This window comes from Parasedimentitalea denitrificans (genome assembly GCF_011813015.1).
Taxonomy (GTDB): domain Bacteria; phylum Pseudomonadota; class Alphaproteobacteria; order Rhodobacterales; family Rhodobacteraceae; genus Parasedimentitalea; species Parasedimentitalea denitrificans.
Genome location: NZ_QHLQ01000002.1, coordinates 317,450 through 329,405, shown reverse-complemented (window position 1 = coordinate 329,405; position 11,956 = coordinate 317,450). Strand labels below are relative to the sequence as shown.

Sequence of the window (11,956 nt, the reverse complement as noted above, 5' to 3'; positions counted from 1 at the left end):
GGCGTCAGGCGGTGCGTTCGACCAGTTCTTTGGCGTGGATCCCCATGATCAACAGGCTGGGCCAAAGCAGGTAGACCTCAATTTCGATGTTCTCACCAAAAGACAACAGGAAAAATACAAGCATTAGGCCAAACGGGAGCCTGCCTCTATTGGATCGTACCGTGTCTGAAGCGCCCAGCCAGATTTGCCAGATAAAGGGTATCAACAGGGCAAGCAGCCCCGCCACACCTTTGACAAACAGCAGGCCATACCAAGTGTGATGGCTGCCGATCGGCATGTATTCCACAATATGAGAACCGGGGGCGACCCGACCGTGACCGAACCAGATGGCTTCATTTTGCCAACGCTCGGTAGCGATACGCTGCAACGTAGCACGTACCCGGGAACTGTCGGATCGGGCGGATTTGAATGCGTGAATGCTGGACTGTGCTGAGCTGATCAAGCCGTCGGCAACCATTGACGCCACAACGAGACATCCCGCCAGTCCTTGCCAGGCCCAGGACTGTGCTGATAGGCGCAGCAGGCGTGGGATGGCGGGGCAGACAACCACTCCGACCAACCCCATGCGGGATTTTGAGGCCAGGATCAAAAAGAGACCGGCAGCAATTCCGATAGATTTCCAGCGGGTGCATTGTTCTTCGAGAGCGAATAGAACCATCGTGACTCCAAGTAGCGCTGCGAAGGGGGACCAAGGGGCATAGAACTGCCAGCGAGGCATCCCATTACCGGGGTCCAAAGTGTAGAGAAAGACAGTAAAATATTCTGGGCCGGGTCCGCCGACCGCCTTGAGTGGTGAGATAAAGATTTTTTCAGGCAAGCCAATGTAGGGGGCGACCAGTAGTAGTGGCGCAAGGCACAGTATCCACAGACCGACCACACATTGACCGCGTATCAAAATTTCCCGCCGGATTGGCAATACTGCGCCTGCCAACGGGAATAACGCCATGAGTGCCCAACCTTTTGCCCAGCCGATTGAGGATCTGATGATCGTCTTGGTTCCGAACTGAAAATTTAAAAGTCCAATCCACAGGATGACGAGCATTGCTAGCATTCCGATGATCCAGGCCCAAACTACTGGCGGGATTGGCGTGGTGGCACGCAGGTCTTCTCGGACAGCGGCCCCCAGATAGGCCACCACAATGGCCAAACCTCCCAACATCCATCCCAGAACAGGACCAACGATATAGAGCGCACCTACCGCGTAGAACGGCCATGTCCAGATCAGGGTCTTGTAGACCATTGTCTCAGCCGGGTTCTGTGGAACAATGCTGCTCATGCTCGACGTTCCTCGCGGCGCGCTATCAGCCAGTTGATAATTCCAAAGCGTGCCCAGCCCAGTGTGAGTGAGAAGATAACGCAAAGCGTTGCAGCGACGCCGACGGCTATAGTCAGCATGCGGCGCGGCGAGGAAGGTTTTACAGGCAAAGAAGGGGCCTCTAGCACCTGAACCAGAGGGTAGGATGCATAGACGTCGACCTTGGATGATTGGCCGCGTGCGATGGCTGACGTGAAAACCGCTTCGGATACACGAAAGTCGCGTTGCAGATCCTCGAGCTGGGCCGCCATCGGTGCAATTTTCTCCAGTTTTAAACGCTCCTCCAAGCATCGCTTGTGCAAGGTTTCAAATTCTGCACTCGCCCCTTGCCGAGCCGCCTCATTGCGCACCAGATCCGCCAGCAGATCCGTGCGGTCGCTTTTTTGGGACATTTCCAGGTTCAGGATCTCGGACTTGCTAAGCCCGGTCAGCGCAACGGCAATCGACACAAGTGACTTCTGCGCAAGAGTGTACTGAGCAAGGGCCTCAACTACACGCGGGTGCTGGCTGCCGTAGATCGAGCGCATTTCAGCAAGAACTGCAGCCTTGTCCGAGGCGTCCTTAGAGAAAGTTAGGTAACTGTTGTCGGAGTAGAGGTTCAAAACCCGGGCTGCCGTTTGTGCAGGAAGGCCTAAAGTTTCCTCCAACGCTTTGACATAAGCAGTTTTTTCAAGGAGTCTGACTTTTGCATTTTCGGTCAGAACCCGCAAAGCGTCGTTCTCGCGGACTTGGGCAGTAAACTGATCTTTGGACAGAAAACCGGTTTCCTGCTGTAAACGGTCGATGTCGACACGGGTTGCAATTACCGATGTTCGGTAATCGTCGATGGCTGAAACTGAACTTTGCTCGCGCATTTTGAGTTCGTCATTTCGGAGCAGCGTTAGTTCGCTTTGAAAAGCCTGCAGGATGGCTTCGGCCCGCAATTGCGCATCTGTGGGGCTGGGACCGGTCAATTCCACTCGTATCAGTCCGGTTTGGTCTACTAGGTCAATTGTTGGGACCGGTAACTCGGTAAGGTCTAGGTTCAGGCTTTCTGCCGCGGCCAGTCGAATACGGTCGGCGGTGATAAGGCGTTTATATGTTTGAGTTGGGCTGACCGAGGGAGAGGCAAAGGCCGAAGATGCAAAAGAAGAAGCCTGGCCGATGCTCTCTAAGTTGATTGATGCTGAAGCGCCTGATCCTGGTAAGATCAGTGCCATCTTGGATGTGAATTTCGGAGGTGTCGTTGTGAGGTAGGTGAATATTGGCATCCAGATCCCAACACACCAGCACAGAAAGAACACGGTGTATCTGCCGCAACGCCATAAGAAATTTCGGGGTTTGCGCGGAAGAAACTGGGCATTGGGATACCCGTTCCCTTTTGCAGAACTTCGCTTGAGCGACGCCTTTTCCGCACTAGGATCAACTGAAATCTTGCTGGTTACAGCCTGAAAAAACATTAAGTCATCTCACTGAAAGTTTCTTTCAATGGATGATACTGGGCGTCGGCGGTGAGTCGGCGATCACATTGGCATTATCGAGTGCCCAGCTGGATGCTGGGCTATCCGTTAGGATAGAAACCGTTCAAAATATACCTGCATCCCGGGCAACCAATGCTGCCTGAGTACGATTGCCGACTTCTAGTTTGCGGTAAAGCGTTTTGACGTGCAGTTTGATCGTTGGCTCAGACAGTTCGAGGTCGAGGGCGATTTCCTTATTGGATTTCCCCTCGGTCAATCCATGTAACACTTGACGTTCGCGGTTGGTCAGTTTGTCCAGTATAGGGTGATTGATCTCTTCCTGTTCGGCAGTCATGAAATCCAGCGGCGCGTATTTTTCACCCATGGCCATAAACTTGATGGCATTGACCAGTGATTTTGCAGGCAGGGTTTTGGGGATGAACCCAATCGCCCCCATCTCAAGAGCCTGTTCGGCTATTTCGCGGCTGGCCTCGCCTGACATCAGGGCGACGCGGTGGACACCGCTGATCTCATTGGCGACAGCGATGCCATCCAGACCATTCATGCCCGGCATATTGTAGTCCAGGAGAACCAGATCATAGGTCCATTCGCCCTTCAACAGGGTACAAGCCTCGGCAAAATCTGCTGCCGTATGTAATTCAATACCATCTTCGCTCTGCATAAAGGCACCAAGTGCATCACGCAGGAGTTCATGGTCATCTGCAATTAGAATTCGCACCACTAAACCTCATAAAAAAGGACCCGATACCCTCTATTGTAAGAGCAAAAGGCGAGGGTCGTTAGAGAATTTAGATCAGATTCCTATCCAATTGGATAATTCAACCCTGCGAGTGGGCGTTTTAGCTGTCGATCGTACCATTTAGGAAATTTTGGCGCGGCACCCATCCTGAAGTCCTCAACCATCAATCTTGTTGATCATGCACAGTAATTTGTGAGCCTAGTCACAAGGAGTTACGTCATGGAACATCGTTTCAGCAGTTTTGACAACATCATTTCTCGGGGCGCAACACCGGTATATCCCAAATTGGACCAACGCTCGGTCATGGATATTGATCTGGTAGATGCGACCCCCGAGACGACCATCAAATATCTTTTACAGCCCGGTCAGCGTACAGTCTTCTTCTACAACGCCCACTGCGCAAACCTGCGTGCGACAGATGTTGGATATTCCCAATCACTAGCACGTGCGGATCAGATTTTGCCCGATGGGATTGGTATTGATCTGGCCGCGCGGATGCAGGGGGACGAGTTGACGGCAAACCTGAACGGAACGGATCTTTTGCCACCTTTGCTGACAGCAGCTGCCAGACAGGGGAAGAGTGTATTCCTGTTTGGCGCTCGGCCAGGCACCGCAGAAATGGCAGCCCGACATCTTGCAACGCGAATTCCAGGGTTGCGTATTGCCGGAACGTTGGATGGCTATGAAGGTGCCCAAGATGCCGACACCGCGATTGACACTATCAACACCTCGGACGCGGACATCTTGTTGGTGGCCATGGGGGTGCCGTTGCAGGAACTGTGGCTGGATCGTTACGGGCCCAAGTTACTCCCTGATCTTAGGATGGCAGTAGGAGGGTTGTTTGATTTTTGGGCAGGGAATGTTCGGCGCGCACCGCTGTGGGTACGAAAATCCAAATGCGAATGGGTCTGGCGTCTGGCGATGGAACCAACCCGCATGGCAAAACGGTACCTCTTGGGCAATTTTGCCTTTCTATGGCGCGCATCGTGGTCCGCTATGCGTAACAGCTCAAAGTATGCAATCCACAAAAGGCTGATTGATATTGTGATCAGCGCAAGTGCATTGATTGCCCTTTCGCCACTTCTTCTTCTAATATGGGCTGCTATTCGTCTAGAAAGTCCAGGAGCCGCAATTTTCAGTCAGAAACGTGTTGGGCGCAATGGTAAGGAATTCACCCTGTTCAAGTTCCGCTCGATGCATGTGGACGCTAGTGAAAAACGTAAGGAATTATTGGCCGCTTCTGATCGTGATGGCATCTGCTTTAAGGCTCGCAATGACCCGCGGGTCACAAGGGTCGGACGTATTCTGCGGCGGTATTCGTTGGATGAGTTGCCTCAGATTGTGAATATCCTTTCCGGTAAAATGGCTCTTGTAGGCCCGCGTCCTGCGTTGCCAGAAGAAGTGGATGCATACTCTCAGCGGGCGTTACGTCGCCTGAGCGTCAAGCCGGGCCTGACGGGTATCTGGCAGGTCTCGGGCCGCGCCGATATCGACTTTGATCGCATGGTGGATATGGACATTGCCTATGCCCGCTCACGGTCAATCCTGTTGGACCTGGCTTTGATTTCCATGACCTTTCAGGCGGTGTTCAAGGGCCGCGGAGCCTACTGAACCATTTACAGTCGCGGGGGACTCTGCGACTGGCCATTCCCACTCAGCCATCATGACCATCTACCCGTTCGGATAGGGCCTTATCCGTGAGGGGGGCAGAAAGAGTTGGGAATACTGTGTGAAACTGAAGGGGTCAAAACATAGGTGTATCATGAAAATCGACGGTTTTATTCCTTTCGCCCGAGCCCTGTTCCTTGCGGCTATTGTCGCGACCAAGGGGGCAACCGGAATGGCAGATATTAACCAGACACCAGTGCTAGAGGTGACTGGCGGACAGTCTCCGAGCGAAACTTACACACTGAGTGTTCAGGATCTGCGTGATATTGCTGTCCAAGATATTGTCACATCGACAATCTGGACGAAGGGGGTGCATGAATTCTCTGGCGTGCCACTTCATACACTGTTGCAGCACCTAGAGGTCACGGGGACCACTATTGAGGCGATTGCACTCAACGATTATTCGGTGGCAATTCCCTTAAGTGACGCCGAGGCAGGGGGACCTATCGTTGCGTTTGCCATCGACGGTCAGCCGATCCCCAGACGTGAAAAAGGCCCACTCTGGATTATCTACCCGTTTGATCAATCGCCAGAGTTTCGTACTGAAACAATCTATTCGCGAAGCATCTGGCAACTTAATCGACTAAATATAGTTCAGTGATAAGGTAGCTAAAACCATCCTTTAGAAAGTGCCGCTCATTGTCCCGTCACTCCAGACTGTTTCTGTTTCTCAAGAACTGGGTATTTCTGCCTCTGGTCGTTTTGTGCCTGCCGTTGTTGGTATTGTTGGGGCAAGAGGTCTACCGGGATCTGAAGCTTCTCCGTTCAGCTGATATCGATTCGGTTCAATGGACATTGTCCCAAGTCGAGATCGAGTATCTCGACTTTTTGCTCACCCTAGAACGGGCAAGCTCAGCAGAGGACCATCATCTTTCGGTTGTTCGAAAAGATTTTGATATTCTGTATAGCCGTGTGGGCATTCTAGGTAGCGGTATGCTTTTTGCCCCAATGCGTGAGATAGACGGGTTTTCAAATGCGGTTACGGACGTAAAATTCTTTTTGGATCAGTCAACTACCGCCATCGACGGTTCTGATGCCGATCTGCAGGCCTATATTCCCGAGTTGCAAAAGCAGGCAAACGCTCTGAGACCGCAGATCCGCAGTCTGTTTGTTCAGGGTCTGGAGTATTTCGCCAGTCAGTCAGATCAGCGAAGGTTAAGCATTTTCACTACATTGACAGAATTGGCAATTATCTCAGTTACTATTCTGATCGCGTTGGGGGCGTTGTCGTTTTATTCTATGTATGCCAACGCGCAGGCACAGACTTCGGCGCGTGCGCTGGCTCGAACCAACGCTCATATGCAAACCATACTTTCTACAACTCACGAGGCTGTAATTGTTGCGGATACTCGTGGAAAAATTGTGGATTTGAATACAGCGGCAGAAACTACTTTTGGCTATTCGTTAGCTGAGGCAAAAAATCAGAGCATAGGTGATTTGATCGTCCCGCCAGAACACAGGAAGGCCCATGCCCAAGGGTTCGCTCGTCTGGTGAAAACGGGCCAAAGCCGGCTGGTCGGTAAAGGCAGTGTACACCTTGAGGCGCTGAAGGCGGACGGAACACGCATTTCTGTTGAACTGGCCATGCAGTCCGCAAAGACAGACGATGGCGAAGTGTTCATTGGCTTTCTAAGAGATATCTCTCAACAGTTGGAAGTTGAGGCTGAAATACGAGCGGCCCGCGACCAGGCTTTGGCCGGAGAACAGGCAAAGGCGAACTTTCTGGCGGTCATGAGTCATGAAATACGGACCCCTTTGAATGGTTTGCTGGGAAATCTGACCCTGATCAGCAAAACACAGTTGGATAAAGAGCAGGCAGTATTCGCCGAGAATATGGAAATATCCGGGCGACAGCTGATGCATCATGTCAATTCGATTTTGGATATTGCGAAATTCGAATCTGGGAAGGCCACTGTCAGCCATACGAATTTTCATTTGGGGCGTTTCCTCCAGGACATTGTCGACAGTCAAAGTGGCCACGCTGGCAGAAACCAAACTTCAATCGAGTGGGAATGGTTGGGAACAAGTCTTGACTGGGTCAATGGCGACAAGATTATCCTTGAGCAGATCATGCTTAATCTGGTGGGCAACGCTATCAAATTCACCCACGGTGGGCGTATGAGCATTGAGGCAGAACAGCTCTTGCCACCAGATGGTGGTTGCAATGTTGAAATACGAATTATCGACAGCGGTATTGGCATTTCCGAAGAAGACCAGCTCAGGATTTTTGAGGACTTTGAGACCTGCGATTCAACGTACACGCGTGACGGCGGAGGGACTGGACTGGGGCTAGCCATTGTCAAACGTATGGTACAACTCCTTGGCGGCCAGGCTGGGGTCGAGAGCACGCTGGGTGAAGGCAGTGTTTTTTGGCTGCGTTTACCATTCTTGCCGGTTATGGAACCCGACGAGTCGGATGGGGAAGAAAGGGTCAAACCCACTGAGCAGTCGCTTTCTATCCTTATTGCAGAGGATATCGAGACAAACGCATTTGTTGCGCTTAAACTGCTTGAGCGTGATGGCCACAAGGTCACGATTGTCAAAGATGGGCTATCTGCCGTCGCACGGGCCAAGGTTGAAGTCTTCGATGTGATTTTGATGGACATCAGCATGCCCAGAATGGACGGGCTTCAGGCGACCCAAGAAATTCGTAAGGCTCCTCCACCTTTCTGCGATGTTCCTATCTTAGCCTTCTCTGCAAATGTGTTGCCTGAAGAAACGGATCACTTCAGGGCAAGTGGCATGGATGGGTTCATTGGCAAGCCTTTGCAGCTTTCAGAGCTTCGCCGTGCGCTACAGGCGGTGCTGGATAACACTTTGTCTGCCAACCTGGGTGAAGAAGAGCCTGCTGTGGATGACATGGCTGAAAAGGCGCAGGATGTCTTGAACCAAAGCGAATACGACATCTACTTAAAGCGGTTCATCGATGAAGGTGCAGCATTTATGGAAACGTTGGCCGTTATTCCTTTGGGCGGCATGGATTTCACCGAAATCGTGTCGAAAGCCCACCAAATACGGAGCACGGCCAGCCTGTTTGGCGCCGATAACTTTGCGACTAGCCTCGGAAACCTCGAGCAGGAAGCCAAACAATCAAATGAAGCGGCTTGCTTGATCGAAATCGCTAATCTGTCCGAAATTTGGCTGAAGACCCGAATGTCTCTTGACCCAAACTACGAAGCCGCACCTTCGGCTGAGTGAGAGGGTTAGTCGTTCAGTAGCAAGCCAACTCCGATTAGGCCCATGACGCGGGCGACGTCAGCGACGTTGGTGAGTGTGCTGTCATAGCAGGCGATTGAATCTCCGGGCAGAATAAAGGGATCATAGTCGTCCCGGTCGGCCCGTCGCAGCATATCCTCGATATCTCGTTCAATAGCGATTGAAACCTCTGTGATTGGGTTTCGCGACATTAATAATCCCGAACGATGAGCGCTGGTTGCCCGTGAACCACCTACACAGTTCAGATCGACAATCGCCTGCAAATAACGCGAGCCATAGGGCATTTCCCGAACACTCCGACCAACAGCAGAAACCGCGTTGCCAGTCGCCGGTTGGGTCAGGTTCGACATGAAAACACTAACCCCGGGTGGGCTGATTGGGCTAGGGCGCATCAGGTCGTCCTGAAAACACTGGCGTGAGGGCACAAAGACCTGGTCCCCGGTCAACAACATGACGTCCACCATGTTATGGCCCTGAAATACGCCGCGCAGATCCAACGTGTAGAGCCTGCCGTTGCGGCGGAGTTCTACAGCGGACAAGTCAGCATCCGGACGCACGCCGCCAGTGGCACGCAGTGCTGCAGACAGATTGCGGGATTCCGTCGAAGCCCCCAAAGCCGCTTGCCGCCCCACGTCAAGCTGATCTCCATTCACACCACCCAGTTCGACTTGATGCGGCTCGAACACTGCGCCGGACACTCCTACTAAAGCCGAGGCAACATCCATGATCCGCACTGAAACTGATGGTGCGGTGTCATACAGTTGTTTTTCAACAAGCATATTCTTCAGGTCGCGTTCAACATCGGCGGTACTGCGGCCCTGCGCACGAATGGGCGACAGAAACGGCATTTTTAATGTGCCATCCCGAGAGATGACATAGTTCCCGCCCAGATCCTCGTCGCTGCCAATTCTGACCTCTAGCAGATCATTGCGCGACAAACGTTCACCCAGCAAAGTATTGGCGACTCCACTGGTCTTGGTCCCATACGCGCCGCCACGATAGGGCAAACAGATTTCTGAGTTGAGCCTGGCTGATTTTAGAAAGCCTGCATCTGCGCGGCTGACTTCGATGTCACGATACTGGGCTTGATAGCCGTAGTCGCCGGATTGGGTTTCCAAGTTGTCAGGGCGGCCAGTTGCAGCACAACTGGCAAGCAACACAAAAGAAAGCGTGCTGAGACGTCTCATCCACTGGTCAACCAAAACTTACCCTACCTCGTTACTTTTTCATCTAGTCAAACCATAGACCAGACCCGTGTCTAGCTCGCCTTATGCAGGTGGATCGTTTTCCTATCCCTATGGGTCAAATGCGCTACAGAATTGCCCGGTGATCTCCGAATGCGGGGCCACTGTCGGAGTGCATGCGGGGCTAGGTTGGATGAAACAGAGAATGAGTTTCAAATGTCCAACTTCACATCAGGCACTTCTTCATTACTGGCAAACTTGCTGGCCTTTGGTGCGTCGGAGGTCTCAGGAAAAGCAACACGCCTGCTGGTTGTCGTGGCGATTTCCAGAACGATGGATGCGGAAAGTGTTGGCTATGCTGCGGCTGCGCTGGCCCTGGGGGAAGTCCTAAAATCACTGACTGAAAACGGCATTGGGCAACGTGTCATTGCAGCCCACAAGGATGATCTTGAGGCAGTTTGCTGTGCAGCCCACCGCTTGTTTTGGGGTGTCTGTGTCACGTTAAGTGCCGTTCAGATGTGTCTGGGGGTGGGGCTGCACTACGCCGGGCACATGACAGTTGGGGCTCTGGTAGGGCTGATGGCCATTGAATACCTGTTTATGCCTGCTGGCCTGGTTCAAGTCGCACTTGCGATGCGCGAAGACCGACTGAAACGGGTAGCGGTGATTTCAGCGGTTCAGGTGTCAGGTGCAAACCTGATAACCGTGGCCTTGGCCTTTACTTGGGCATCGCCGATTGTATTGATTCTGCCACGTGTTCTAACCGCTCCGATCTGGCTTGCAGCCGTCCGTCGCCTACGCCCCTGGAAGCGATCCCGCAAAGCTGCAATGGCACCAATACGCCCATTTCTGACCTACGGCCTACCTGTAGTTGGGATCGAACTGGTCAAATCCCTTCGCTTGCATGCGGACAAGATCGTGGTCGGCGCATTGTTGGGCCCGAAAGCTCTGGGGATCTACTTCCTTGCCTTCAATGCAGGACTAAGCTTGGCCACTTCATACTGCGCGGCGCTTGGGATTGTTTTGTTTCCGCATCTTTGTCAGGAGGCCGACCAACTAAAAGCCTTACGCCGCACGGCTGGCCTGTCGATTGCATGCATCCTGCCGTTTGTCCTGCTGCAAGCTATCTTCGCACCTTACTACGTACCACTGCTTCTAGGGGCTAAGTGGGCACACATTGCGCCAACGGTTTCAGTGTTGTGCTTTGCAGCGTTGCCACTGTCCATCTGGACTGCCGTTGCTGCCAGCCTGCGTGTTAGCCGCCGTCCAAAGGTCGAGTTCGGCGTCACCCTGATACTTACAATCGCGCTGATCCTGTCAGCTGTCATTTCAGCCCCTTACGGGCTGGGAGCCATGGCGACCGCCTATGTGGTCACCACTACAATTATTCTTTTCGCCGCGGCGCTGCCGCATCTTACCACCGCCTCCTCTAGCACATCAGAAAGGTTTGACCCATGCCTGAATTTACAATCATCATGCCGTGTTTCAACGCCACCAAAACGCTGAATGAATCGATCGGTTCGTTGTTGTCACAAACGGTCAGGGACTGGGAATTGATCTGCATCGAAGACGGATCAAGTGATGAAACGCCAACGCTCTTGAAAGGTTGGGCTTCAGCTGACCCCCGCATCAAAGTGATGCAAAACCAAGGTCAAGGGCCAAGTGCTGCGCGTAACTTGGGGGCACATCACGCCACCGGGGATATTCTTTGTTTCTGCGATTCAGATGACCTGTGGGCGTTGAATAAGCTCGAAAACCTACACCGGGCTTTTAAGGATGAAAGCGTCGATGGGCTGTTCGGGCGGGTCGCTTTTTTCCGCAAACGTGGCAAGGCGGATACCCATTCAACCGTACCAGCCGCTCCACTATCTGTTCCCTTTCTAATGGGGGAAAACCCTGTTTGCACCTCATCTAATATTTCAATTCGCCGCAAGGCCTTCCTGCAAAGTGGTGGGTTCGACACCAGCATGGTCCACAATGAAGACCTAGAATGGCTGATCCGCATCGTTGGAAGTGGGGCAACCATCAAAGGCCTAGCGCAGCTTCATGTTTGGTATCGAACCAATCCTCAGGGGCTATCATCCGATCTGGTGGCCATGTCCCGGTCACGACAGCGCGTTTTGGCCACTGCCTGCTCATTTGGGTTCTCGCCAGACAAACGCGCCGAAGCGATCTACTTCCGCTATCTAGCACGTCGCTCACTTAGGCTAGGTCATTACGGCCGATCTGCTCTGTATCTGACAATGAAAGGGATACTGCAAAGTCCAGCCGGTTTCTTGTTTCCGCTGCGACGCGGGTTGGTCACAGCCTTGTGCTCTATCTGCGCACCTATGATGCCCAAAGCGTTCCGTCGCTCGCTTTTCTCTCGCTGAAA

General features: G+C 52.7%; 9 protein-coding genes. 5 read left to right on the top strand and 4 right to left on the bottom strand.

From position 1 onward, the window contains the following. Positions 1–4 precede the first annotated feature (4 nt). The 3 genes from DL239_RS04230 to DL239_RS04220 all read right to left on the bottom strand — a co-directional run bounded on the left by DL239_RS04230 (position 5) and on the right by DL239_RS04220 (position 3,493). Positions 5–1,276 (bottom strand): O-antigen ligase family protein, encoded by a 1,272-nt coding sequence (locus DL239_RS04230; protein ID WP_167682620.1) that lies wholly within the window; start codon positions 1,274–1,276, stop codon positions 5–7. Beyond that, on the bottom strand, positions 1,273–2,514 hold the full coding sequence (locus tag DL239_RS04225) for a GumC domain-containing protein (protein ID WP_206188330.1): 1,242 nt from the start codon (positions 2,512–2,514) through the stop codon (positions 1,273–1,275). Before DL239_RS04225 ends, DL239_RS04230 begins: the two co-directional genes overlap by 4 nt. 364 nt (positions 2,515–2,878) lie before the next feature. Continuing rightward, complete coding sequence (locus DL239_RS04220; RefSeq protein ID WP_167682616.1) at positions 2,879–3,493, bottom strand: response regulator transcription factor; 615 nt, start codon at positions 3,491–3,493, stop codon at positions 2,879–2,881. Positions 3,494–3,733: 240 nt separating this feature from the next. Between DL239_RS04220 and DL239_RS04215 the strand changes: the two genes are divergently transcribed. The 3 genes from DL239_RS04215 (at position 3,734) to DL239_RS04205 (ending at position 8,380) form a co-directional block, all read left to right on the top strand. Next, positions 3,734–5,125 (top strand): WecB/TagA/CpsF family glycosyltransferase, encoded by a 1,392-nt coding sequence (locus tag DL239_RS04215; RefSeq protein WP_167682614.1) that lies wholly within the window; start codon positions 3,734–3,736, stop codon positions 5,123–5,125. Positions 5,126–5,276: 151 nt separating this feature from the next. After that, the gene (locus DL239_RS04210) at positions 5,277–5,783 is read left to right on the top strand and encodes a putative pterin-binding protein (RefSeq protein WP_167682612.1); all 507 of its coding nucleotides are present in this window, start codon (positions 5,277–5,279) and stop codon (positions 5,781–5,783) included. A gap of 38 nt (positions 5,784–5,821) precedes the next feature. Then, positions 5,822–8,380: a PAS domain-containing hybrid sensor histidine kinase/response regulator gene (locus DL239_RS04205; protein ID WP_167682610.1), complete on the top strand. Its 2,559-nt coding sequence runs from the start codon at positions 5,822–5,824 to the stop codon at positions 8,378–8,380. Positions 8,381–8,385: 5 nt separating this feature from the next. Here DL239_RS04205 and DL239_RS04200 read toward each other — a convergent pair whose 3' ends face one another. Further along, positions 8,386–9,585: a polysaccharide biosynthesis/export family protein gene (locus tag DL239_RS04200; protein ID WP_167682608.1), complete on the bottom strand. Its 1,200-nt coding sequence runs from the start codon at positions 9,583–9,585 to the stop codon at positions 8,386–8,388. A 213-nt stretch (positions 9,586–9,798) separates the two neighbouring features. Between DL239_RS04200 and DL239_RS04195 the strand changes: the two genes are divergently transcribed. Together DL239_RS04195 and DL239_RS04190 are read left to right on the top strand one after the other, a co-directional pair. Beyond that, positions 9,799–11,088: an oligosaccharide flippase family protein gene (locus DL239_RS04195; protein WP_167682606.1), complete on the top strand. Its 1,290-nt coding sequence runs from the start codon at positions 9,799–9,801 to the stop codon at positions 11,086–11,088. Beyond that, a complete protein-coding gene (locus tag DL239_RS04190; protein WP_167682604.1) occupies positions 11,037–11,954 on the top strand; it encodes a glycosyltransferase family 2 protein in 918 nt (305 codons plus the stop codon). Before DL239_RS04195 ends, DL239_RS04190 begins: the two co-directional genes overlap by 52 nt. Positions 11,955–11,956 lie beyond the last annotated feature (2 nt).